This is a genomic window from Streptomyces sp. NPDC045287 (genome assembly GCF_056432325.1).
The window spans coordinates 87,974-109,536 of the sequence record NZ_JBWKJG010000007.1; the positions used below are offsets into that span (position 1 = coordinate 87,974).

Sequence of the window (21,563 nt, forward strand, 5' to 3'; positions counted from 1 at the left end):
TCCTGGCCCGTTCGGCCGGGAGTCTTCGGCGTTCGGGGGGCGGGGCTGGGGCTGGGGTTGGGGTCCGGGCCTGGGTCGGGGGTTGGGATCTGGGCCTGGGTCGGAGGGTCGGGAGTTGGGGTGTCTGGGCCTGGTCGGGGCCCGGGGGTCCGGGGAGGCCAGGGGGGCGTGGAGATGTGGCCGGTGTGGCCGGTGTGTCCCTGCTGCGAGCAGATGTTCGTCCAGGTGTACTGCTTCAAGGACAGCGGTGAGCCGTTCCTGCTGTGCTCGGAGTGCGACGCCTTCTGGTGGCCCGACGACGTGGTGGGCGAGGACACGGCCCGGCTCCTCGACGACGTGGTGGCTGCGCGGCTGGGCGTCGCGAGCGACGGGGTGTGGGCGGACCGCACCTGGTCCGACGTCCTGGAGCTCCAGGGGTGAGCGGGTCGCCTGGGAAGGGCCGGTTGCCTGGTGCGGTCGGGCCGCCCGGGGAGGATTCGGTCACCAGGGGCGGGACGGTTGCTCGGAGCGGGCCCGGTCGTCGGGACGGTTGCTCGGAGCGGGCCCGGTCGTCGGGGCGGGCGGGGACGGGGCGGGGCGAGGCGGGGTCGGGAAGGCGCTGGACGGAGGGCCGGGGCGCGGGGGAAGCTGCGGGGATGATCCGTATCGCCACCCCGGCCGACGTGCCCGTCCTCCACGCCATGATCCGCGACCTCGCCGAGTACGAGAAGGCGCTGCACGAGGTGCGGGCCACCGAAGGGCAACTGCGGGAAGCGCTGTTCGGGGAGCGGGCGGCGGCGTACGCCCACATCGCGGAGGACGAGAGCGGCGAGGCGGTCGGCTTCGCGCTGTGGTTCCTGAACTTCTCCACCTGGCGCGGGGTGCACGGCATCTACCTGGAGGACCTGTACGTACGGCCCGAGGCGCGCGGCGGCGGGTACGGGAAGGCGCTGCTGCGGGAGTTGGCGCGGATCTGCGTGGAGCGCGGGTACGAGCGGCTGGAGTGGGCCGTGCTGAACTGGAACACCCCGTCGATCGACTTCTACGAGGCGCTGGGCGCGCGGCCCCAGGACGAGTGGACCGTGTACCGGCTGACGGACGACGCCCTGGCCGAGCTGGGGGCGCGGTAACCCGGACACCCGGAGGTCCGGCCGCCCCACCGGGCACCGGGCGGGGCGACCGGCCGGGGGCTCGCGCCCCGTCCTCGAACGTCACGGGGGCGGTCACGGCCGAACCACTTCCAGACGTCCGGCCCGGCAGGCTCTCCGGCCCGGCAGGCTCCCCGGCCCGCCTGCGCCGCCCTCCCGCCGGGGTCGCCCTCCTGTCCCCCTCGGGGAGTCGGCACGGACGTCTCGCGCGAAAGCCGCGGGCGGAGCGCCGCGACGGCACGAGCGGCGCTCACAGGGACAACACCCACCAGTACCAGCGGTGTTCGGGCCCGGGACTGACCCGGCCGTTCGCCGGGGGCCGTGACGCGGCGCGCGGTGAGCGGTGGAGCGCAGGGGACGGTTGTTGTCCTCAAGCGTGGTTGAGGTCGAGGTGGGGGGCCGGGTGGGGTGCGCCGAGCGACTCGACGGCGAGGGCCGCCGCCGTCAGGCCGCTGGTGAACGCGACCTCCGCCAGGAGGCCCGGCGCCGCGACGGCGTCGCCCGCGAGGAACAGCCCGTCGCCCCGTACGATCGCCGGCCGGTCCCGCCAGGTCGTACCGGGGCGGTCGACGGCGCCCGTACGGCCCTGGGCGAGGGCCTCGCGGCGCCATTCCGTACGGTCGCGCCAGCCGGGGAAGCCGAGGTCGAGCAGGCGCTCGGCGCGCGCGATCCCCACGGACCCCGACTCGCCGGGCGCCACGGGGAACTGGCCCTGCAGCAACTGCCGTCCGGCCGGCGCGAGGCCCGGGTCCTGGGCGCTGAACCGTTCCAGCCAGCCCGGCGCGTCCAGGTCGGACACGACGAACGGGTCGCCCGCGCGGGTGCGCAGCCCCAGGTCCAGCAGCGCCGTACGGCCGCTCTCCCAGGTGAGCGTCGGGTCATCGAGGAGCTGCCGGGCGGCGTCCAGGGACGTGGCGACGACGACGGGCCCGCCGGTCCCGTCCGGCAGGGCGTCCACGCGGGCGCCGACCTCGATGCGTACGCCCAGGTTCCAGGCGTGCGCCGCCATGCGTTCCACGACCTGGCCCCAGCCGCCGCGCGGGTAGCGGGCCTCGGGCGGCAGGGCGGCGGCGCGGCGCAGCCGCTCCTGGACGAAGCGGGCCGACAGGGCGCCGGGGTCGTGGTGGTACAGGGCGACGCCGCTGTAGTGCGCGGCGGCGTGGGCGGCGGCCGGTCCGACCCGGGTGGTGGCCCACGTCAGGAAGTCCGCGTCCACCGGCGCGTCCCCGGGGTCGCGCCGGGCCAGGCGCAGCAGGCCCAGGGGCGGGGTGCGGCGCAGGGCCCCGCCGCGGTGGAACCGGAACCGGGCGCCCTCCCGCGGCGGGATCGGCGCCATCGGTCCGAGCAGCCCGCGTTCCTCCAGCCAGGCCCAGTGCGGGCCGCGGCGGTACAGGGCGTGCGGGCCCTCGTTGGTGCGGTACGGGGCGCCGGCGGTGCGGGCGCGACCGCCGAGCGTGCGGTGGGCCTCGTACAGGGTGACGCGGACGCCGGCCTCGGCCGCGGTGATCGCCGCGGTCAGCCCGGCGAAGCCGCCGCCTATGACGGTGACGCGCCGGCCGGAACGGGGGGCCATGACTCCTCCTGGTGGTGCGGGGCGCTCTCACCGGGAGGACCGGGCAGGAGGGCCGTTTCGTGACGGACCGGCGCGGGTGTGGGGGTGGGCCGGGCCGGGTCAGGGCGCCGGTACGGGTCAACTCGGGGCGGGTGCGGACCGGGCCAGGGCCGGTGCGGGCCGGCGTGGGTCGGTTTGGACCGGCGGGGGTCGGGCCGGGGCGGGCCGGCGTGGGTCGGCGTGGGTTGGCTTGGGCGGGCGTGGGTCGGGACAGGGCAGGCGGGGCCGGGGCAGGGCCGGCGCGGACCGGCTCAGCACGGGCGTAGGCCGGTGCGGACCGGGCCGGGTCAGGGCGCCGGTGCGGGTCGACTCGGGGCGGGTGCGGACCGGCTCAGGACGGGTGCGGACCGGTTCGGGGCCGGCTCGGAGCCGCGGGCCGGCCCGGACCGGCGGGGGCCGGGTCAGGGCAGGCGGGGGAAGCGGGCCTGGAGGTCCCAGACGACGGGGTTGTCGGCGAGGTCCTCGTGCAGGTCGACGAGGTCGGCGATCAGGTCGTGCAGGAAGTCCCGCGCCTCCCGGCGCAGCTCGGCGTGGCCGAAGGTGAGCGGCGGCTCGTCCCCGGGCATCCAGTCGGCCTCCACGTCGACCCAGCCGAAGCGGCGCTCGAACAGCATCCGGTCGGTGGACTCGGTGAAGTCCAGCTCGGCGTACTGCGGCCGGGCCGAGCGGCTGCCGAGCGGGTCCCGGTCGAGCCGCTCGACGATGTCGCACAGCGCCCACGCGAAGTCGAGCACCGGCACCCATCCCCAGGCCGTGGACACCTCCCGGTCGGCCTCGGTGTCCGCCAGGTACACGTCCCCGCAGAACAGGTCGTGCCGCAGGGCGTGCACATCGGCCCGCCGGTAGTCGGTCTGCGGGGGGTCGGGGAAGCGACGGGAGAGCGAGTAGCCGATATCGAGCACGTACGCGATGGTGTCACGTCGGTCGGGCCGGGGCTCACGGGAGGAGGCGCCGCTCCTTGGCGACCGCCACCGCGCCCGCGCGGGTGTCGACGCCGAGCTTGGCGTAGACGCGGCTCAGGTGGGTCTTGACCGTCGCCTCGCTGATGAAGAGGGCGCGGGCGATGTCGCGGTTGCCGAGCCCGCGGGCCAACTGGCCCAGGATGTCGCGCTCGCGGGCGGTCAGGGAGGGGCCGGCGGTGCCGCGGACGCGGTCCATGACGCGTTCGGCGACGGGGGCGGACAGGGTCGTGCGGCCCTCGGCGGCCGCGCGGATCGCGGCGAACAGCTCCTCGGGGCGCTCGGCCTTGAGGAGGTAGCCGGTGGCGCCCGCGCCGATGGCGCGGGTGATGTCGGCGTCCGTGTCGTACGTGGTGAGGACGAGGACCCGGACGCCGGGGGAGACGATCCGGCGGGTGGCCTCCACGCCGTCCATGCCGGGACCCAACTGGAGGTCCATCAGGACCACGTCGGGGCGCAGCCGCGCCGCCCGCGCGACGGCCTCCTCGCCGCTGCCCGCCTCGCCGACGACCTCGATGCCCGGTTCGCTGCCCAGCAGGGCCAGCAGGCCGGCGCGGACCACCGCGTGGTCGTCGCAGAGGAGGACGCGGATCGTCTCCGCCGTCATCGGGCGGCCCCTTCCACGGGGATCGACGCCGACAGGACGGTTCCCTCGCCCGGCGCGGACTCCACCGTCAGGGCGCCGCCCAGCGCCGCCAGGCGGGCGCGCATCGCGGGCAGGCCGTGGCCGCGCACGCCCTCGCCGCGCGCCGGGGCGCCGGACGGGTCGAAGCCGCGGCCGTCGTCCGCCACGTCCAGCACCACCTGGTCGTCCAGCCGCGTCAGGGTCACCGCGGCGGTGGTGGCGCCGGCGTGCTCCCGTACGTTGGCGAGGGCGCCCTGAGCGATCCGCAGCAGCGCGGACGCCACCCGGTCGGGCAGGGGCCCGCCGTCGCCCTCGGCGTGGAAGCGCACCCGGAGCGCGGCGGTCGTCTCGCGGGCGGCGAGGGTCCGCAGCGCCTCCGCCAGGTCGCCGCCGCCGGCCGCCAGGTCGGCGGGCGCCAGGTCGTGGACGAAGCGGCGCGCCTCGGCGAGGTTGTGCTCGGCGATCGTCGCGGCGGTACGCACGTGGCGGCGCGCCGTCTCCGGGTCGCCGTCCCACGTGCGGTCGGCGGCCTGGAGCAGCATCCGCTGGCTCGACAGGCCCTGCGCGAGGGTGTCGTGGATCTCCATCGACAGCCGCTGCCGCTCCGCGAGGGTGCCCTCGCGCCGCTCGGTCGCGGCCAGCTCGCGGCGGGTGCGCAGCAGGTCCCCGATGAGCGCCCGCTGCCGGTCGGCCTGTTGTCGGGCGTGGGCGAACACGGCCGTCGCGATGGCCGCGGCGGCGGGCGGCGCCACCAGCAGCATCGGGTCGACCCCGGAGTCCGCGAGCTTCTGCAGGGCGACGACCACGAACAGCGTCAGCAGTGCGACCAGCACCAGCGCGGCCCGCGGCGGCAGCAGCCGCAACCCGGTGTACAGCAGGGGGACGGCGCACAGCGCGAAGCTCGGCGCCACGACCACCAGCACCATCCACACCGCCACCACGGCGAGCAGCCACACCCGGCCGCGCCGCGCGGGGGCCGCCGCGCCGGGGCCGAGGACGTACAGCCCGGCCAGCGCCGCCGACAGGGCGACGACCCAGCCGGCGGGGCCGTCCCAGGGGTGGCGCAGCAGGTAGCGGGCCAGGGAGGCGGCGAGCAGCAGGAAGAAGGCCGCGTGCATGACCCGCGCCAGCCGACGGGCGTCCGCGTCCCCGGCCTCGTCGGTGGCCGCGCCCGCGTTCCCGGCCCCGGCCCCCTCCACATTCCCGGCCCCGGCCACGTCCACGTCTCCCGCCCTGGCCGCATTCCCGGCCGCGTCCACGTCCCCGGCCCCGGCCGTATTCCCGGCCCTGGGCAGGTCCGCGTCCCCGGTTTCGGCCACGTCTCCGGCCTCGCCCCCGCTCCCGGCCCTGGTCGTACTCCCGGCCCCGGCCCCGGTCGCGTCCACGGCCCCGGTCGCGTCCACGTCCCCGGCCGCCTCCACGTCTCCGGCCCCGGCCGGGGCCGGGTCGGGGCCCGGGGCCGTACCTGGTTCCGGGGCCGGGACCGGGTCGGGTTCCCGGCCGGGGGCCTTCGGGCTGTCCGCGTGCGTCACGCCCCCATCCTCCGCCGTTCCGCGCCCCGCGGCATCAACCGATCGGCTGACCCCCCTGTCGCCCCCTCCGGCGACGCGGAAGCCCAGGTCACGGCGGGATGGTGGAGGTGCCGCACCGGGCCCGGCCTTTCCGGCGGCCGGCCCCCGACACTTGGAGCCCCCATGGAAACCCACCGCGAGAAGTCCTCCCCGCGCACCCGCCTCCTCATCGGCGGCCTCGCCGCGGCCGCCCTCGCCGCCGGTACGTTCGGCGCGGTCTCCGCCACCGCCAGCGCCTCCACGCCGCAGCAGGCGCAGACCGCCGCCGGCGCCTCCGCGCCGCAGCGGACGCAGACCGCCCCCGAGGCCGCCGACCGGAACACGCACCAGACCCGCCACCTCACCGTCGACGCCGCCACCCGCGCCGCCCAGGCCGCCCTGAAGGCCGCCCGTCAGGACGGCCGGCGCGTCACCGTCGCCGTCGTCGACCGCGACGGCAACACGATCGCCGTCCTGCGCGGCGACGGCGCGGGCCCGCAGTCGTACGAGTCGGCCGAGCGCAAGGCGTACACCGCCGTCTCCTGGAACGCCCCCACGTCCGCCCTGGTCGAGCGCCTGGAGACCACGCCCACCCTGAAGGACATCCCCGGCACGCTGTTCCTCGGGGGCGGCGTCCCCGTGGCCGTCGGAGGCACCCCCGTCGCCGGCATCGGCGTGGCCGGCGCCCCGAGCGGCGCCCTCGACGAGGAGTACGCGCGGGCCGGTGCCGCCGCGCTCGGCCTCCGCTGACCGGACGCCGGGGCGTGGCGCCCGTTGGCCGGACGCCGGGGCGTGGCCTCCACTGGCCGGGAGCCAGAGAGCGGCGCCCGCTGACCGGACGCCAGAGAGCGGTGCCCGTTGGCCGGACGCCGAGGTGCGCCCTCCGCTGACCGGACGCCGGGGCGCGGCGCCCGTCTAGGATCACCGGGTGATCCACGGGAAGAGGGGGAGGGCCCCCGCCTCCGCGTCGCTCGCCGCGCTGCTGCTGCTGTCCGCGGCCGGCTGCACGGGTGGCGTCACCGGCACCCCCGGCGCCGCCGGCGTGCGCGACCCGTACTTCCCGCGCCTCGGCAACGGCGGCTACGACGTACGGCACTACGCCCTCACCGTCGCCTACGACCCCGCCACCGGGCGCCTCGACGGCACCGCCGAGATCACCGCCCGGGCCACCCAGGGCCTCAGCTCCTTCAACCTGGACCTGGCCGGGCTCACCGTCCACGGCGCCACCGTCGACGGCGACCCGGCCTCCGTCCGGCGCGCCGGGCACGAGGTGACGCTCCGGCCGCGCGCCGACATCGACGACGGCGCCGCCTTCCGCGCCGTCGTGCGCTACTCGGGCGTCCCGCGCACGATCACCGACCCCGACGGGTCGGAGGAGGGCTGGCTGCGGACGGCGGACGGGGCGGTCGCGCTCGGGGAGCCGACCGGTTCCACGGCGTGGTTCCCCGGCAACCACCACCCGTCCGACAAGGCGACGTACGCCCTCACGGTCACCGTCCCGGCCGGTTACCAGGCCGTCGCCAACGGGCTGCCCGGCCGGGCCCTCACCCGGGGCGGCCGGACCACCGCCACCTGGCGGACCACCGAGCCGATGGCGAGCTACCTGGCGACGCTCGCCGTCGGCCGGTTCGACGTCACCACCACCCGCACCCCGGCCGGGCTGCCCGTGCTCACGGCGACCGACCGGACCGTCACGCGCGAGAGCGCGGCCCTGCTGGGCCGGCTGCCCGGATTGCTGGCCTGGCTGACGGAGAACTTCGGCCCGTACCCCTTCTCCTCCGCCGGGGTGATCGTCGAGCGGCCGGGCGACTCCTCGTACGCCCTGGAGACGCAGACGCGGCCGGTCGTCCCGCGGGACCTGTTCACCCCCGGGGTCCTCGTCCACGAGCTGGCCCACCAGTGGTACGGGAACTCCGTCTCGCCGCGGTCGTGGCGGGACATGTGGCTCAACGAGGGCTTCGCGCAGTACGCCGAGTGGCTGTACGCGGAGGACTTCGGGGGCACGCCCGCGCAGGAGAGCTTCGAGGCGGCCTTCGCGGACCCGGCCAACTGGGCGTTCCCGCCCGCGGAGCCGCCGACCGCCGCCGACGTCTCCGGGCCGCCCGTGTACGGCGGGGGCGCGATGGTGCTGCACAAGATCCGCCAGGCGGTCGGCGACGACGCGTTCTTCGGCCTGCTCCGGGGCTGGGCGGCCGAGCACCGGCACGGCAACGCCTCGACGGACGACTTCACCGCGTACGTGGAGGAGGAGACCGGCGAGGACCTGACGGAGCTGTGGGACACCTGGCTGTACGGCGGGGAGAAGCCGGACGCGCCCTGACCCCGGCCCGGGCTACAGCGGCTTGCGGAGCACCACGCAGTCCCGGCCCGGCGCGCGCTCCCGGCGGCGGCCGACCTCCTCGTACCCGAGGGACCGCCAGAAGGAGAGCGCCTTGCGGTTGTTGTCGAGCACGGCGAGCTTGACGCCCGTACGGCCCAGGGCCCGGAACCGCTTCTCGACGATCTCCGCCAGCTCCCGGCCGAAGCCCATGCGGTGGTCCCGGCCGTGCACCATCAGCAGCCCGATCCACGGGTCCGGGTCGTCCGGGTCGGGGTGGTGGGCCAGGGTCACCGAGATGCCGATCACCCGCCCGGCCGACCGGGCCAACAGCACCTCGGCGCCCGGCCGGGCCAACTCCTCGGCGAGCGAGGCGGCGACCTGCTCGGGCCGGATGTCGTCGGGGTCCGGGAACTCCCCGCTGAGCTGCTGGAACTCCCGGTTAGAGGCGTACAGGTCGGTGAGTTCGGTGAGGAGCGGGCCCGGCAGGGCGCCCTCCTCGCCGAGCTCCAGCGGTTCGACGATCATGCGGCCCACAGTAGGCAACGACGGGCCCCGGAGCGGCGACCGCCACCGGGGCCCGTCGTTCGCGCCCGCGCCGGACGCCGGGGCGTCAGCGGGGCGCGCGGGTCGGACGTGCGCGCCGAACGCGGGTCAGACGTTCACGCCGAAGTCGCGGGCGATGCCCTCCAGGCCCGAGGCGTAGCCCTGGCCGACCGCGCGGAACTTCCACTCGGCGCCGTTCCGGTACAGCTCGCCGAAGACCATGGCGGTCTCCGTCGCGGCGTCCTCGCTGAGGTCGTAGCGGGCGATCTCGGCGCCGCCGTTCTGGTTCACGATGCGGATGTACGCGTTGCGGACCTGGCCGAAGTTCTGCGAGCGGTTCACCGCGTCGTAGATGGAGACCGGGAAGACGATCTTCTCGACGTTCGCCGGGAGGCCCGCCAGGTTGACGTTGATCTGCTCGTCGTCGCCGCCGCCCTCACCCGTGCGGTTGTCACCGGTGTGGACGATGGTGCCGTCCGGGGTGGACTTGTTGTTGAAGAAGACGAAGTGCGCGTCGGAGGCGACCTTGCCGGCCGCGTCGATGCCGATCGCCGAGGCGTCGAGGTCGAAGTCGGTACCCGTGGTGGTGCGGACGTCCCAGCCGAGGCCCACCGTGACGGCGGTGAGGCCCGGGGCCTCCTTGGTCAGCGAGACATTGCCGCCCTTGGACAGGCTTACAGCCATGGAAGTCCCTTTCCTCTACCTGAGTGCACCTGCGTGCACCTGAGTGCTGTGTGCGTCACTGCTGATAACGCCCGGAGGGGCGAGGAGGTTCCAGGTTCGCCCGTCACCGGGGGAAAAGCGCGTGACGCGGCGGACGCGCGTCGGGGAACATGGACGGCATGCCCGGTCCCCATGTCATCAGGGGCTCGGTCTCCCTGCCGGAGTCCGAGCTGATGTGGCGTTTCTCCAGGTCCTCCGGGCCGGGCGGGCAACACGTCAACACCAGCGACTCCCAGGTGGAGCTGCGCTTCGACCTCGCCCGTACGGAGGCGCTGCCGCCGGTCTGGAAGGAGCGCGCCCTGGAGCGGCTCGCCGGGCGGCTCGTCGACGGCGTCCTCGTCGTACGGGCCTCCGAGCACCGGTCGCAGTGGCGCAACCGGGAGGCGGCGGCCGTGCGGCTGGCGGGGCTCCTCGCGGAGGCCACGGCGCCCCCGCCGCGCCCCCGGCGGCCCACGAAGGTCCCGCGCGGCATCAACGAACGGCGGCTGCGGGAGAAGAAGCAGCGGTCCGAGACCAAGCGCGGACGCTCGGCGCGCGACTGGTCGTAGCGCCCCGGGAGGCGCCCGGGGGACGGCCCGGCCTACCCCAGACGGCGGTACTTCCCGCGGAAGTACGTCAGGGGCGCGCCCTCCGGGCTCGGGAAGGCGGCCGTCAGGACGCGGGCGACGACCAGGGTGTGGTCCCCCGCCTCCACCCGCTGCTCCGTCCGGCACTCCAGCGTCGCCAGGGCCCCGCCGACCAGCGGCGCCCCGGTCAGCTCCCCGCGCGTGTACGGGATGTCCGCGAAGAGCAGGCGGTCGCTGATCCGGCCCTTCATCGAGAACCGGCCCGCGATGTGCCGCTGGCTCTCCGCGAGGACGGAGACGCCCCACAGCGGCTGCTCCGCCAGCAGGTCGTCCATGCGGGAGCCCTCGCGCAGGCTCACCAGGACCAGCGGCGGGTCCAGGGACACCGACACGAACGCCGTCGCGGTCATGCCGACGTCCTCGTCCATCGGCGGCTCCACCGCCGTCACCAGGACGACACCGGCCGCCAGCCGGGACATCGCCGCACGGAACTCCTCGCTGCCCACCCCTTCAGGATGGGGCAGGTCGGAGTCTGACACCGGGGTCCGAGTTGTTGGCAGCACACCGGGAACGCTAGTCTCGCCCGCCATCCGGCCGCATCGGGCCAAGGGACCAGTTGGAGCCGCGCCGGACCTAGGTCCCCCGGTCGGTTTGCTTCCGGGATCTCCCCGAGTTCCCCCTCGATCATGTGACTTGAGTCACAGAGGGCAGTAATTGTTGACCCTGTGTACCGACGGAACAGCTCGCTGTGATTCAGTGGCCGGTGACACCGCACGAGAACGCCGATGACACACCTGGAGTTGTTGCTGTCGAGGTCTCGGGGAGAGCGAGCAATGGAGACCGAGTCGGAGCCGTACGTCCGTCTTGCGACCCTGCGGCAGCTGCACCAGGTCGTCGCCAGCCTCAACACGGCCCGCAGTCTGGCCGACACGCTGCAGACCGTCGCCGACGGCGTCATCACCGGCCTCGGTTACGAACTGGCCTGCGTCAACCTCGTCCGCCCCGACGGTGACCTCGTCGTCGCCGCGTTCGCGGGGAACGCCGCGGCGGAAGCCCTGATCACCGGCCGGGTCGGCTCCCGCGTCTCCTGGGAGCGGCGCCTCCACATGGGGGAGGCGTGGGGCGACCTCCGGTTCATCCCGCACACCGAGGGCTGGGTCCTCGTCGACGACGACGTGCCCCAGTGGCACACGGACGGCCCCGAGCCCCGCTTCGAGGACGAGTGGCACCCCCGCGACCGGCTCTACGCCCCCATGTACACCACCGGCGGCCAGCGGGAGCTGCTCGGCGTCATCTCCGTCGACCGGCCCCGCAACGGCCGCCGCCCCGGCGCCTGGGGCCGTGAGGCGCTCCAGATGTACGCCTCCCAGTCGGCGATTGCGATCAGCAACGCCCGGCTGCGAGCAAACATGCAGCGGGCGCTCGTACGGCTGGAGCGCGAGCAGCAGGCGCTGCGGGCCAGCGAGGAGTCGTTCCGGCAGGCGTTCGAGTACGCGCCGTCCGGGATGGCCATCGCGGAGATGGGCGGCGACCAGCACGGCCGGCTGCTGCGGGCCAACGACGCGCTGTGCCGGCTGCTGGGCCGGCCCGCCGCGGTGATGCGCCGGTACTCCTTCGCGGACCTCGTCCACCCCGAGGACGTGGGCACGCTGCTGCGGACGTCCCCCGAGGGCGGTCGCGCCGAGCTGCGCCTCGCCCGCCGGGACGGCACGTACGTGTGGGTCTCCCTGCGCAACTCGGTGGTCGCCGACACGGCCGACGGCCCCCGCTTCCTCCTCACGCACGTCGAGGACATCGAGGAGCGCAAGAGGCACGAGCTCCAGCTCGCCCACCGCGCCTCCCACGACGCGCTGACCGGCCTGCCCAACAGCGCCGAGCTGCGCGCCCGCCTCAGCGCCCGGCTGTGCTCCCGGCCCGGCGGTCGCGTCCGGGCCACCGCCGCCGACGCGGCCGGCCTCGAACCGGCCTACGACGACGCGTACGAGTACGTCGGCGCCACCGGCGCGTACGACACCGCGCACACCGGCGCCACCGGCGCGTACGAGTACGAGCACGCCTACCGCGGCGACGGTTTCGGCTTCGCCCCCTCCGGGGGCGTGGGCGCCTACGACGGGCACGTGCACGCCGTCGCGCCCGACGAGGAGGTCGACGACGGGACGAAGGGCCTCGCCGTCCTCTTCTGCGACCTCGACGGCTTCAAGTCGATCAACGACCGGTTCGGGCACCACACGGGGGACGCCGTCCTCATCGAGGTCGCCCGCCGGCTGTCCGCCGGGGTCCGCGACGGCGACACGGTCGCCCGGCTCGGCGGTGACGAGTTCGTCGTCCTCGCCGACGGGCTCGGCGCCGCCGACGCCGCCGACCTCGCCGCGCGCCTGCGCAGCGGCATCGTCCCGCCGATCAGGGTGGACGGGCGCGCGGTGCGGGTGGGCGCCAGCTTCGGCATCGGCTGGGCGGAGTGCGGGATGTCCGTCGAGGAGGTGTTGAACTCCGCCGACCAGCGGATGTACGTGGAGAAGCGGTCCCGGTCCAAGGTGCACCGCCGGGCGGGGTAGCCCGTTCGGGGTAGGCTCGCCGGGGTCGGTGACGGCTGGCGAGCACGGATGAGGAGTGACCAGGGATGGCTGCCGGAAACCACGGCAACGGTGAGGGCACGCCCGAGAACGACGACCCGTTCGGCTACCTGTACGCGGACGGCCAGGCGTCCGGTGCCCAGCGGGGCGGTGGTCAGGGCGGCTACGGCTACCCCGGTCCCGCCGGCGCCCAGCCCGGGCGCCCCCGTACCTCGTACAACCAGGTCAGGGCGGTCGGAGAGCGCCCGCGCGGGCAGGTCCCGCCGCAGCCCCAGTACGGGCAGCAGCACGGGCAGCCGCACGGCGCTCCCTACGGCCAGCCGCACCCGCAGTACGCCGCGCCCGAGACGTACCCGGGCGGCGCCCCGACCCGGCCGGTCCCGGCCCAGGGCGGCGGTCGCGGCCGGAGCGGCGGCCCCAACACGAAGGGCCTGCTGATCGGCGCGGTCGCGGTGGTCCTGGTCGTGGTGGCCGGGATCACGGTGGCGTTGCTCACCAACAACGACGACGACAAGGCCGGGCCGGCCCCCACTTCGGCCTCCTCGGCCCCGGCCTCCCAGGGCCCCGCGGACCCGGACCCCTCCCCGTCCGCGGACGCGGGCGCGGTCGAGCTGCCGAAGCGGGACGCCGCGACGCTCCAGCTCACCCCGCCGGCCGTGCTCGGCACGGAGGTGAAGGGCGCGCAGGGCGCGGGCGGCGCGTACGTGATGTTCAACGGCGTCGGCGGCGCGGCCAGCTGGAAGGTCGACGTGCCGCAGGACGGCCCGTACACGCTGTTCCTCACCTACAGCGTGCCCGGCAAGGACGCCAAGGCGTCCCTCACCGTCAACGACGGCCGGCCCCGCGAGATCAACATGTCGAACTTCGCGCACGCCCCCGAGGGCGACTGGGAGAAGGGCTGGACCCGGACGTACTCCTGGGTCCAGCTGAAGAAGGGCGAGAACACCCTGAAGATGTCCTGCGAGGCGGGCAACGTGTGCGATGCCTACCTCGACCAGGTCTGGCTCAAGCCGGGCCAGCTCCGCGGCGACGGCTAGCCGTCGCCGTCCCCGCCCGCGACCACCGTCAGGTAGTGGGCGACCGTCTCCGCCATCGCCTCCCGGGCCCCCGCCAGATAGCGGCGGGGGTCCACCGTTTCCGGGTTCGCCGCCAGGAAGGCGCGGATCGCCGCCGTGTAGGCGGTGTTCAGGGCCGTACCCACGTTGATCTTGGTCATGCCGGCGCGGACCGCCGCGCGGAGCTCCCCGTCCGGGACGCCCGACGAGCCGTGGAGGACCAGGGGGACCGGCAGGGCCTCGCGGAGGGCGGCGATCAGGGCGTGGTCCAGGGCGGCCGTGCGCTCCGTCATGGCGTGGGCCGAGCCGACCGCGACGGCCAGGGCGTCCACGCCCGTCTCCGCCACGTACGCCGCCGCCTCCACCGGGTCCGTGCGGGCGCCCGGGGCGTGGGCGTCGAGCGGCGGCTCGCCGTCCTTGCCGCCGACGCGGCCCAGCTCCGCCTCCACCCACATGCCGCGCGCGTGGCCCCGGCGGACCGCCTCCGCGGTGGCCTTCACGTTGTCGCCGTAGTCGAGCCGGGAGGCGTCGACCATCACCGAGCCGAAGCCCGCCGCGTGCGCGGCGCGCACCAGCTCCGGGGTGACCACGTGGTCGAGGTGGAGGGCCAGGGGCGCGGCGGAGGCGCGGGCCACGGCCGTCACGGCCGCGGCGACGGCGAAGAGGTCGCCGCCGTGGAAGCGGACCGCGTTCTCCGAGACCTGGAGGACCGCCGGGAGCCCGGTGCGCTCGGCGCCCGCCGCGACGGCCTCCGCGTGTTCGAGGGTGATGACGTTGAACGCGGCGACCGCGCGGTGGGCCGCCCGGGCCGGGACGACGAGGTCGGCGGTGGTGACGAGGGGCATGCGCGGGTCCTTTCCGCGTCGGGGGAGCGGAGCGTCTCCCCGTCGGGGGTGCGGTGCGTTTCCGCGTCGGGGGGCGATGCGTCAGGCCGCGGTGGCGTGCTCCGTGACCGTCACCCGCTCCAGCAGTTCTCCGTACCGGGCCGCGTCGAACTCACCGGCGGTCCGCGCGTACACGGTGGCCGTCGCCAGGGCGGTCGCGCGGGCCAGCCGCCGCGGCCACGGCTCGCCCTCGACCAGGGCGGACAGCAGTCCGGCGACCGCCGAGTCGCCCGCGCCCGTCGGGTTGCCGGCGACGCGGGCGGGCGGGGCGGCGGCCCACGTGCCGTCCGGGGTGACCGCGAGGAGCCCGTCCGGGCCGAGGGAGGCGACGACCGCGTGGGCGCCGCGACGGCGGGCGTCGCGGGCGGCGCGCAGCGGTTCGCGGGAGCCGGTGAGGGCGGCCAGCTCGTCGGCGTTCGGTTTGACCAGGTCGGGGCGGGCGGCGATGCCCCGGCGCAGCGGCTCGCCGCTCGTGTCGAGGAGGACGGGGACGCCGGCGCGGCGGGCGCGGCGCACCAGCTCCCCGTACGCGCCGACGTGGACGCCGCGCGGTAGGCTGCCGCACAGGGCGACCGCCCGGGCCCCGGCGAGCAGCTCCTCGTACGAGGAGACGAGCGCCGCCCACTCCGCGGGGGTGATCACCGGGCCGGGTTCGTTGAAGTGCGTCGCGTCGCCCGTCGCCGTGTCGACGACGGCGACGGTGCGGCGCGTGGCGTCGGAGGTCGGCACCAGGGCGTCCCGTACGGGCAGCGGGGCGAGCAGGCCGCGCAGGACCTCCCCGGTGGGGCCGCCCGCGAAGCCGGTGACGACCGTCTCGTGGCCGAGGGCGGCCAGGACGCGGGCGACGTTGACGCCCTTGCCGCCGGGGCGCTCGGCCACGTCGGTGACGCGGTGCGTGGTGTGCGGGGTGAGCGCGGGCACCGCGTAGGTGAGGTCGAGCGCGGTGTTGAGCGTGACCGTGAGGATCACCGGTTCCCCCACCCCCGGAAGTCGTGGACCGGTTACGCCTCGCTGTCCGGTCCGGAAAAATCGCGGCCACGATCATGCCAAACGGAAGGCGGCCCGCCCAGTCCTCGGGTGGGCCGCCTTTCCGTGGTTCGCCGGGAAATCACCCCACTTGGGGTTCAATCACCCATTCGCCCTTGCGCATCACACCCCTGAGGGTGAACTCCTCGTCGAGGACGACCAGGTCGGCGTCCTTGCCGGGCTCGATCGAACCGATCCGGTCGTCCAGGCCCAGCAGCCTCGCCGGGTTGGCGGAGATGGCCCGGACGATCGCCTCGACGGGCAGCCCGTCGACGGTGGCGGCGCGCCGGAAGGCGGTGTCGAGGGTGAGGGTGGACCCGGCGATCGAGCCGCCCTCGACGAGTCGGGCCACCCCCTCCCTGACCTCGACCTCCAGCGGACCGAGGTGGTAGACCCCGTCCCCGAACCCGGCCGCGTCCATCGCGTCGGTGATGAAGGCGACCCGCCCCGCGCCGGCGTGGTGGAACGCCAGCTCCAGGGCGGCGGGGTGGAGGTGCGTACCGTCGTTGATCAGCTCGACGGTGACCCGCTCGTCCTCCAGGAGGGCGGCGATGGGGCCGGGCGCGCGGTGGCCCAGCCCGGGCATCGCGTTGAACAGGTGCGTGGCGACGGTGGCGCCCGCGTCGATGGCCTCGGCGGTCTGCTCGTAGGTGGCGTCCGTGTGGCCGATGGCGGCGATGACGCCGTGCTCGGCGAGGAGGCGCACGGAGTCGACGCCGCCGGGCAGCTCGGTCGCGAGGGTCACCATGCGGGCGTGGCCGCGCGCGGCGTCGACCAGCTTGCGGACCTCGGCCGGGTCGGGGTCGCGCAGCAGGGCCTCGCTGTGGGCGCCCTTGCGGCACGGGGAGATGAACGGGCCCTCGAAGTGGATGCCGGCGATGTCGCCCTGCTCGGCCAGTTCGGACAGCTCGCCGGCGCGGTGGGCCAGGAAGTCCATGTCGCCGGTGACGGTCGACGCGACGAGGGTGGTCGTGCCGTGCGCGCGGTGGGTGCGGATGCCGTGGAGGACCTCGTCGAGGGTGCCCGAGGTGAAGGAGGCGCCGCCGCCGCCGTGGTTGTGGAGGTCGACGAAGCCGGGCACCAGCCAGTGCCCCGTCAGGTCCAGCGCGGGCGCGTCGGCGGACGCTTCGGCGGGTGCGGCGGCGGTGTCGGCGATCCGGGCGCCCTCGACGGTGACGCGCCCGCCTTCGACGACGCCGGTCGGCAGCACCACGCGGGCCCCGGCGAGGACCTTGCGGTCGGCGTGAACGGCCATCAGGCGGATACCTCCAGATCGGTGGCGAGCAGGTCCCAGGCGAGGAGCCCCGCGCCCAGGCAGCCGGTGGTGTCCCCGAGGGCCGCGGGCACGATGGCGGGCGTCCGCTGGAACGTGACGCGCTCCTCGACGGCGGCCCTGAGGGGTGTGAACAAGGTTTCCCCCGCCTCGGCGAGTCCGCCACCGATGATCAGGGTGCGGGGGTCCAGCAGGGTGAGCGCGATGACCAGCCCGTCCGCGAGCGCGTCGACGGCGTCCTGCCAGACGCGTACGGCGCGCGCGTCGCCCGACTCGACGGCCTTGGCGCAGTCGGCGGCGTCCGCGTCGGGGTCGCCGCTCGCCTCCGCCCAGGCGCGGGTCACGGCGGCGGCCGACGCCAGGGTCTCCAGGCAGCCGCGCTGCCCGCAGCCGCAGACGGGGCCGCCGGGGCGCACGACGACGTGGCCGATCTCGCCGGCGTAGCCGTGCGCGCCGGCCTCGATGGCCCCGCCGATGCCGATGGCGCCCGCGATGCCGGTGCCGAGGGCGACGAACAGGAACCGGTCCGTGCCCCGGCCCGCGCCGACGCGCCCCTCGGCGAGCCCGCCGGTGCGCACGTCGTGGCCGAGGGCGACGGGCAGGCCGCCGAGCCGCTCGCCCAGCAGGGCGCGCAGCGGTACGTCGCGCCAGCCGAGGTTCGCGGCGTACACGGCGACGCCGCCGTCGGGGTCGACGATGCCGGGCACGGCCACGCCGGCGGCCTCCGCCCGTACGCCGTACCGCTCCTCGCCCCGCGCGAGCAGGTCGGCGGCGAAGTCGAGGATCGACGCCACGACGGCGTCGGGGCCGCGCTCGCGGCCGGTCGCGCGCCGCGCCTCGTACAGCAGTGCCCCGTCGGCCCCGACCAGGGCGGCCTTCATGCCGGTGCCGCCCACATCGAGGGCGATGACGTGTCTCACGGGAGACAGTGTCGCCCGAGCGACCTTAAAGGTCTAGTCCACTTCGGAGGATTGTTGCCGCGACATACAAATGCAATGAGGCGGGCCGTCCGCCGCCCGGTGGGCGGGTCCGCGCCGGGCGGCGGGGCCGGGCTCAGGAGAGGATCACGCTCCGCGAGAGGTTGCGGGGGCGGTCCGGGTCCAGGCCGCGCGCCTGTGCCAGCGCCTCCGCCAGCCGCTGGGCGCGCACCAGGTCGGCCATCGGGTCCGCCGACGCGTGGGCGCGCAGCGTCCCGCCGACCCGCGCCACGTCCGCCGCCAGGCCCTCCGGCAGCGGGCCGAAGACCCAGGCCACCCGGTTCGGGCCGGTGATCGCGATCGGGCCGTGGCGGTACTCCATCGCCGGGTACGCCTCCGTCCACGCGCCCGCGGCCTCCCGCATCTTCAGCGCCGCCTCCAGGGCCAGCCCGTACGTCCAGCCGAGCCCCAGGAACGTCCACTGCTCGGCCGCCAGCACCGCCTCCGGCAGCGGTTCCGTCACCGCCAGCTCCGCGTCCAGCGCGGCCTCCTCGACCGTCTTCACCCCGGGTACGGCCCCGAGGCCGGCGCGCAGGAAGGCCAGCGCGGTCGTCGCGAACCGGGTCTGCACCACCGACTCCTCGTCCGCCCAGTCCAGCACCGCGACCGCGTCCGCCGCGTCCACCACCGGGGACTTCGCGTCGGCCGTCAGCACCGCCGTGCGGGTCCTCCCGCGCAGCCGGGCCAGCAGGTCCAGCACCTCCGTCGTCGTGCCCGAGCGGGTGATCGCCACCACCCGGTCGTACGCCGCGGCCCGCCCGGCCGGGAACTCGGACGCCGCGAACGCGTCCGTCTCGCCCTGCCCGGCGGCCTCGCGCAGCGCCGCGTAGGCGAGGGCCATGAACCAGGACGTGCCGCAGCCGGTCACGGCGACGCGTTCGCCGGGGCGGGGCAGCACCCCGGCCGCCGCTTCGTCCGCCGCGGCCCCGGCGGCGCGGCGCCAGCAGCGGGGCTGAGTGGTGATCTCGGCGGCTGTTCGAGACATGCGCGGGCTCCCGGGGTCGTCGTCTGCGGACGCACGCAACGTACCGAACTGCGGGGGCGCTGAACCCGGTGGTTTAGACCTAGGTGTAGACCTCTTATCCTTCCGTGAGGAAAAAAGCGCAGCTCGACGTGGAGCAGGGGTGGGTAAGGCAGTGCGCCGCTACAGGGGAACGACCGCGGTGCTGGCCGCACTGACGATCACGGCGACGTTGTCGGGGTGCGGGGCGGGCGCCGCCGACGGGGTGACGCTCAAGCTCGTCGCCGCCGACTACGGCAGCACCGACGCCAACACGTCGGAGAAGTACTGGAACGACCTCGCCCGCGCGTACGAGAAGAAGACGCCCGGCGTGAAGATCGACGTCACCGTCCTGTCCTGGAAGGACGTCGACCGCGAGGTCGCCGGGATGGTCGAGCGCGGCGAGGCCCCCGACCTGGCCCAGATCGGCGCGTACGCCGACTACGCGCACGAGGGGAAGCTGTACCCGGTCGACACCCTCGTCTCCGTCCCCACCCAGGCCAACTTCCTCCCCATGCTGCGGCAGGCCGGCGAGGTGGACCGCGTCCAGTACGGCCTGCCGTTCGGCGCGAGCACCCGCATGCTGTTCTTCAACGAGGAGCTGTTCGACAAGGCCGGGGCCGCGCCGCCGGCCGACTGGGACGGGCTGCGGACCGCCGCGCGGAAGCTGGAGGCGAAGGGCGTGAAGTTCCCCTTCGCGCTGCCGCTCGGCTCCGAGGAGTCCCAGGCCGAGACCATGATGTGGCTGCTCGGCGGGGGCGGCGGCTACCGCGACACGACCGGCACGGCGTACCAGATCGACTCGCCCGCCAACGTCCAGACGATGACGTGGCTGAAGGAGGAGCTGGTCGGCGAGGGCCTCACCGGGCCCGTCGCCCCCGGTGACCTCGACCGCCAGCAGGCGTTCGACGCGTTCGTGCGCGGCGAGGTCGGCATGCTGAACGGCCACCCGACGCTGATGGAGACCGCCGAGAAGGCCGGGGTGAAGGTCGGCACGGTCCCGCTGCCCGGCGTGAACGGCAAGGCGAAGGCGACGCTGGGCGTGGCCGACTGGATGATGGCCTTCAAGGAGAACGGGCACCGCAAGGAGATCGGGGAGTTCCTCGACTTCGTGTACACGGACAAGAACGTGCTGGAGTTCTCCGACCGGTACGACCTGCTGCCCGTCACCGTCACCGCCAGCACCGCCATGGAGGCGGACCCCGAGCACGCGGCGCTCCGGCCGTTCCTGGAGGAGCTGGCCGGGTCGGAGCTGTACCCGGTGGGCGAGACGTCCTGGGCGAAGGTCAGCGAGAGCGTGAAGAAGAACATCGGCAGGGCCGTCGCGCCGGACGGGAACCCGCGGGCCGTGCTGGGGGAGATCGCCCGGGACGCCAGGGCGGCGGAGGCGTCGGCGTCGGCGCGGTAGCTTAAGTTGCTGATATGACCGAGCAGCCTCCCGCCCTCACCGACCGCGAACGCGCGGTCCTCGCCATGGAACGGCGCTCGTGGCCGGGGCCGGGGGCGAAGGAGCGGGCGATCCGGGAGCAGCTCGACCTGTCGCCGGTGCGGTACTACCAGCTCCTGAACACCCTGCTGGACGACGAGCGGGCGCTGGCCCACGACCCCGTCACCGTCAACCGCCTGCGCCGCCTGCGCGCCTCCCGCGAGTCCCGCCGCTGAGGGACACCCGGCGAACGGCTCCCGGCGGGCGGGGGCCGCCGGGGCGGCTTCCGGTGGGGGCTCCCGGCGGTGCGGCTTCCGGTGGGTGGGCCCGGTGGGTCGGGTCTGCCGGGTCGGGACCGCCGGGGTGACTCCTGGCGGTGCGGGTCCCGGCGGGTCGGCTTCCGGCGGGGCGGGTCCTCCGGGACGCGGGCCCGCAGGTGTGGTGTGAGGGGCTTGTGGATAGGTACGCACACATGTCCAGCAACTCGCTCCCCCGACCCACCACCCCCGCCGGCCGCGACGCCCTGGCCACGATCCTCGCGCACCCCTCCGCCACCACCGTCGCCGTCGACTTCGACGGCACCCTCGCCCCCATCGTCGCCGACCCCGAGCAGGCCCGCGCCCACCCCGACGCCGTTCCCGCGCTCGCCGCCCTCGCCCCGCGCGTCGCCTCCGTCGCGGTGATCACCGGCCGCCCCGCCGGTGTCGCCGTCCGGTACGGCGGCTTCGCCGGGGTCCCCGGCCTCGACCACCTCGTCGTCCTCGGCCACTACGGCGCCGAGCGCTGGGACGCCGCCACCGGCGAGGTCCGCGCCGCCCCCGAGCACCCCGGCGTCACCGCCGTGCGCGCCGAGCTCCCCGGCGTCCTGGAGCGGGCCGGCGCCTGGCCCGGCACCTGGATCGAGGAGAAGGGCCGCGCGGTCGCCGTCCACACCCGCCGCGCCACCGACCCGCAGGCCGCGTTCGACGCCCTGACCGAGCCGCTCGCCGACCTGGCCACCCGCCACGGCCTCGTCGTCGAGCCGGGCCGCATGGTCCTCGAACTGCGCCCCCCGGGCATGGACAAGGGCCAGGCCCTCATCGAGCACGTACGGGAGACGGGCGCGCGGGCCGTCGTCTACGCCGGCGACGACCTGGGCGACCTCCCGGCCTTCGCGGCGGTCGAGAAGCTCCGCGCGGACGGCGTACCGGGCCTGTTGATCTGCAGCGGCAGCGACGAGGTCCAGGCCCTGTCCGCCCGCGCGGACCTGACGCTCCGGGGCCCGGCGGAGGTCGTCGCCTTCTTCGCGTCCCTCGCCGCGGCCCTGCCCGACTGAACGCCCGCA

Annotated in this window: 22 protein-coding genes; 10 read left to right on the forward strand and 12 right to left on the reverse strand. The window is 75.5% G+C overall.

The window, feature by feature from the left end; translation table 11 throughout:
• Nucleotides 1-168: 168 nt before the first annotated feature.
• Together AC07D6_RS13910 and AC07D6_RS13915 are read left to right on the forward strand one after the other, a co-directional pair.
• Nucleotides 169-420, forward strand: a complete 252-nt coding sequence (locus AC07D6_RS13910) for a hypothetical protein (protein WP_479044155.1) — start codon at nucleotides 169-171, stop codon at nucleotides 418-420.
• Nucleotides 421-635: 215 nt separating this feature from the next.
• On the forward strand, nucleotides 636-1,109 hold the full coding sequence (locus tag AC07D6_RS13915; protein ID WP_315877089.1) for a GNAT family N-acetyltransferase: 474 nt from the start codon (nucleotides 636-638) through the stop codon (nucleotides 1,107-1,109).
• Nucleotides 1,110-1,497: 388 nt separating this feature from the next.
• Here AC07D6_RS13915 and AC07D6_RS13920 read toward each other — a convergent pair whose 3' ends face one another.
• The 4 genes from AC07D6_RS13920 to AC07D6_RS13935 all read right to left on the reverse strand — a co-directional run bounded on the left by AC07D6_RS13920 (nucleotide 1,498) and on the right by AC07D6_RS13935 (nucleotide 5,441).
• Nucleotides 1,498-2,700: a phytoene desaturase family protein gene (locus AC07D6_RS13920; protein ID WP_479044158.1), complete on the reverse strand. Its 1,203-nt coding sequence runs from the start codon at nucleotides 2,698-2,700 to the stop codon at nucleotides 1,498-1,500.
• Nucleotides 2,701-3,140: 440 nt separating this feature from the next.
• Nucleotides 3,141-3,641, reverse strand: a complete 501-nt coding sequence (locus tag AC07D6_RS13925; protein WP_479044161.1) for a hypothetical protein — start codon at nucleotides 3,639-3,641, stop codon at nucleotides 3,141-3,143.
• A gap of 34 nt (nucleotides 3,642-3,675) precedes the next feature.
• On the reverse strand, nucleotides 3,676-4,305 hold the full coding sequence (locus AC07D6_RS13930; protein WP_479044164.1) for a response regulator: 630 nt from the start codon (nucleotides 4,303-4,305) through the stop codon (nucleotides 3,676-3,678).
• Nucleotides 4,302-5,441, reverse strand: coding sequence for a sensor histidine kinase (locus tag AC07D6_RS13935; protein WP_479044527.1), 1,140 nt, complete (start codon nucleotides 5,439-5,441; stop codon nucleotides 4,302-4,304). Before AC07D6_RS13935 ends, AC07D6_RS13930 begins: the two co-directional genes overlap by 4 nt.
• A gap of 576 nt (nucleotides 5,442-6,017) precedes the next feature.
• On the opposite strand from AC07D6_RS13935, the gene AC07D6_RS13940 reads away from it, so the two are divergent.
• Both AC07D6_RS13940 and AC07D6_RS13945 read left to right on the forward strand, forming a co-directional pair.
• The gene (locus AC07D6_RS13940; RefSeq protein ID WP_315877093.1) at nucleotides 6,018-6,623 is read left to right on the forward strand and encodes a GlcG/HbpS family heme-binding protein; all 606 of its coding nucleotides are present in this window, start codon (nucleotides 6,018-6,020) and stop codon (nucleotides 6,621-6,623) included.
• A 178-nt stretch (nucleotides 6,624-6,801) separates the two neighbouring features.
• Nucleotides 6,802-8,193, forward strand: coding sequence for a M1 family metallopeptidase (locus tag AC07D6_RS13945; RefSeq protein ID WP_479044167.1), 1,392 nt, complete (start codon nucleotides 6,802-6,804; stop codon nucleotides 8,191-8,193).
• A 12-nt stretch (nucleotides 8,194-8,205) separates the two neighbouring features.
• Here AC07D6_RS13945 and AC07D6_RS13950 read toward each other — a convergent pair whose 3' ends face one another.
• Both AC07D6_RS13950 and AC07D6_RS13955 read right to left on the reverse strand, forming a co-directional pair.
• Nucleotides 8,206-8,718: a GNAT family N-acetyltransferase gene (locus AC07D6_RS13950; protein ID WP_315877095.1), complete on the reverse strand. Its 513-nt coding sequence runs from the start codon at nucleotides 8,716-8,718 to the stop codon at nucleotides 8,206-8,208.
• A 126-nt stretch (nucleotides 8,719-8,844) separates the two neighbouring features.
• Complete coding sequence (locus AC07D6_RS13955; RefSeq protein ID WP_315877096.1) at nucleotides 8,845-9,420, reverse strand: TerD family protein; 576 nt, start codon at nucleotides 9,418-9,420, stop codon at nucleotides 8,845-8,847.
• Nucleotides 9,421-9,569: 149 nt separating this feature from the next.
• Between AC07D6_RS13955 and arfB the strand changes: the two genes are divergently transcribed.
• A complete protein-coding gene (arfB, locus tag AC07D6_RS13960) occupies nucleotides 9,570-10,007 on the forward strand; it encodes an alternative ribosome rescue aminoacyl-tRNA hydrolase ArfB (RefSeq protein ID WP_315877097.1) in 438 nt (145 codons plus the stop codon).
• Nucleotides 10,008-10,039: 32 nt separating this feature from the next.
• On the opposite strand, the gene AC07D6_RS13965 is transcribed toward arfB, so the two are convergent.
• A complete protein-coding gene (locus tag AC07D6_RS13965) occupies nucleotides 10,040-10,585 on the reverse strand; it encodes a flavin reductase family protein (RefSeq protein WP_391653105.1) in 546 nt (181 codons plus the stop codon).
• Nucleotides 10,586-10,858: 273 nt separating this feature from the next.
• Here AC07D6_RS13965 and cdgB point away from each other — a divergent pair, with 273 nt between their 5' ends.
• A complete protein-coding gene (cdgB, locus tag AC07D6_RS13970; RefSeq protein WP_479044170.1) occupies nucleotides 10,859-12,580 on the forward strand; it encodes a diguanylate cyclase CdgB in 1,722 nt (573 codons plus the stop codon).
• Nucleotides 12,581-12,645: 65 nt separating this feature from the next.
• Complete coding sequence (locus AC07D6_RS13975) at nucleotides 12,646-13,635, forward strand: carbohydrate-binding protein (RefSeq protein WP_479044172.1); 990 nt, start codon at nucleotides 12,646-12,648, stop codon at nucleotides 13,633-13,635.
• On the opposite strand, the gene AC07D6_RS13980 is transcribed toward AC07D6_RS13975, so the two are convergent.
• The 5 genes from AC07D6_RS13980 to AC07D6_RS14000 all read right to left on the reverse strand — a co-directional run bounded on the left by AC07D6_RS13980 (nucleotide 13,632) and on the right by AC07D6_RS14000 (nucleotide 18,798).
• Nucleotides 13,632-14,498 (reverse strand): class II fructose-bisphosphate aldolase, encoded by an 867-nt coding sequence (locus AC07D6_RS13980; protein WP_479044175.1) that lies wholly within the window; start codon nucleotides 14,496-14,498, stop codon nucleotides 13,632-13,634. The genes AC07D6_RS13975 and AC07D6_RS13980 overlap by 4 nt on opposite strands.
• Before the next feature lie 81 nt (nucleotides 14,499-14,579).
• Nucleotides 14,580-15,506, reverse strand: a complete 927-nt coding sequence (locus AC07D6_RS13985) for a 1-phosphofructokinase family hexose kinase (protein ID WP_479044177.1) — start codon at nucleotides 15,504-15,506, stop codon at nucleotides 14,580-14,582.
• Between the two features lie 139 nt (nucleotides 15,507-15,645).
• Complete coding sequence (nagA, locus tag AC07D6_RS13990; protein ID WP_315877103.1) at nucleotides 15,646-16,818, reverse strand: N-acetylglucosamine-6-phosphate deacetylase; 1,173 nt, start codon at nucleotides 16,816-16,818, stop codon at nucleotides 15,646-15,648.
• Nucleotides 16,818-17,756 (reverse strand): ROK family protein, encoded by a 939-nt coding sequence (locus AC07D6_RS13995; RefSeq protein ID WP_479044180.1) that lies wholly within the window; start codon nucleotides 17,754-17,756, stop codon nucleotides 16,818-16,820. Before AC07D6_RS13995 ends, nagA begins: the two co-directional genes overlap by 1 nt.
• Nucleotides 17,757-17,889: 133 nt before the next feature.
• On the reverse strand, nucleotides 17,890-18,798 hold the full coding sequence (locus tag AC07D6_RS14000; protein ID WP_479044182.1) for an SIS domain-containing protein: 909 nt from the start codon (nucleotides 18,796-18,798) through the stop codon (nucleotides 17,890-17,892).
• Between the two features lie 139 nt (nucleotides 18,799-18,937).
• Here AC07D6_RS14000 and AC07D6_RS14005 point away from each other — a divergent pair, with 139 nt between their 5' ends.
• From AC07D6_RS14005 to otsB, 3 genes are all read left to right on the forward strand, one after another.
• Entirely contained in the window at nucleotides 18,938-20,221 is a 1,284-nt protein-coding gene (locus tag AC07D6_RS14005; protein WP_315877106.1) for an ABC transporter substrate-binding protein, read from the forward strand.
• Nucleotides 20,222-20,235: 14 nt separating this feature from the next.
• Nucleotides 20,236-20,475 (forward strand): DUF3263 domain-containing protein, encoded by a 240-nt coding sequence (locus tag AC07D6_RS14010; RefSeq protein WP_479044184.1) that lies wholly within the window; start codon nucleotides 20,236-20,238, stop codon nucleotides 20,473-20,475.
• Between the two features lie 236 nt (nucleotides 20,476-20,711).
• Nucleotides 20,712-21,554 (forward strand): trehalose-phosphatase, encoded by an 843-nt coding sequence (otsB, locus tag AC07D6_RS14015; protein WP_479044187.1) that lies wholly within the window; start codon nucleotides 20,712-20,714, stop codon nucleotides 21,552-21,554.
• The last annotated feature ends 9 nt before the right edge of the window (nucleotides 21,555-21,563 follow it).

Bases quoted from the DNA above. Each gene is read 5' to 3' on its own strand.
- AC07D6_RS14000 (WP_479044182.1), bottom strand. From the start codon at position 18,798: ATGTCTCGAACAGCCGCCGAGATCACCACTCAGCCCCGCTGCTGGCGC.
- AC07D6_RS13930 (WP_479044164.1), bottom strand. From the start codon at position 4,305: ATGACGGCGGAGACGATCCGCGTCCTCCTCTGCGACGACCACGCGGTG.
- AC07D6_RS13940 (WP_315877093.1), top strand. From the start codon at position 6,018: ATGGAAACCCACCGCGAGAAGTCCTCCCCGCGCACCCGCCTCCTCATC.
- AC07D6_RS13920 (WP_479044158.1), bottom strand. From the start codon at position 2,700: ATGGCCCCCCGTTCCGGCCGGCGCGTCACCGTCATAGGCGGCGGCTTC.
- otsB (WP_479044187.1), top strand. From the start codon at position 20,712: ATGTCCAGCAACTCGCTCCCCCGACCCACCACCCCCGCCGGCCGCGAC.
- AC07D6_RS13935 (WP_479044527.1), bottom strand. From the start codon at position 5,441: ATGCACGCGGCCTTCTTCCTGCTGCTCGCCGCCTCCCTGGCCCGCTAC.
- nagA (WP_315877103.1), bottom strand. From the start codon at position 16,818: ATGGCCGTTCACGCCGACCGCAAGGTCCTCGCCGGGGCCCGCGTGGTG.
- AC07D6_RS13975 (WP_479044172.1), top strand. From the start codon at position 12,646: ATGGCTGCCGGAAACCACGGCAACGGTGAGGGCACGCCCGAGAACGAC.
- AC07D6_RS14010 (WP_479044184.1), top strand. From the start codon at position 20,236: ATGACCGAGCAGCCTCCCGCCCTCACCGACCGCGAACGCGCGGTCCTC.
- cdgB (WP_479044170.1), top strand. From the start codon at position 10,859: ATGGAGACCGAGTCGGAGCCGTACGTCCGTCTTGCGACCCTGCGGCAG.
- AC07D6_RS13955 (WP_315877096.1), bottom strand. From the start codon at position 9,420: ATGGCTGTAAGCCTGTCCAAGGGCGGCAATGTCTCGCTGACCAAGGAG.
- AC07D6_RS13915 (WP_315877089.1), top strand. From the start codon at position 636: ATGATCCGTATCGCCACCCCGGCCGACGTGCCCGTCCTCCACGCCATG.
- AC07D6_RS13980 (WP_479044175.1), bottom strand. From the start codon at position 14,498: ATGCCCCTCGTCACCACCGCCGACCTCGTCGTCCCGGCCCGGGCGGCC.
- arfB (WP_315877097.1), top strand. From the start codon at position 9,570: ATGGACGGCATGCCCGGTCCCCATGTCATCAGGGGCTCGGTCTCCCTG.
- AC07D6_RS13950 (WP_315877095.1), bottom strand. From the start codon at position 8,718: ATGATCGTCGAACCGCTGGAGCTCGGCGAGGAGGGCGCCCTGCCGGGC.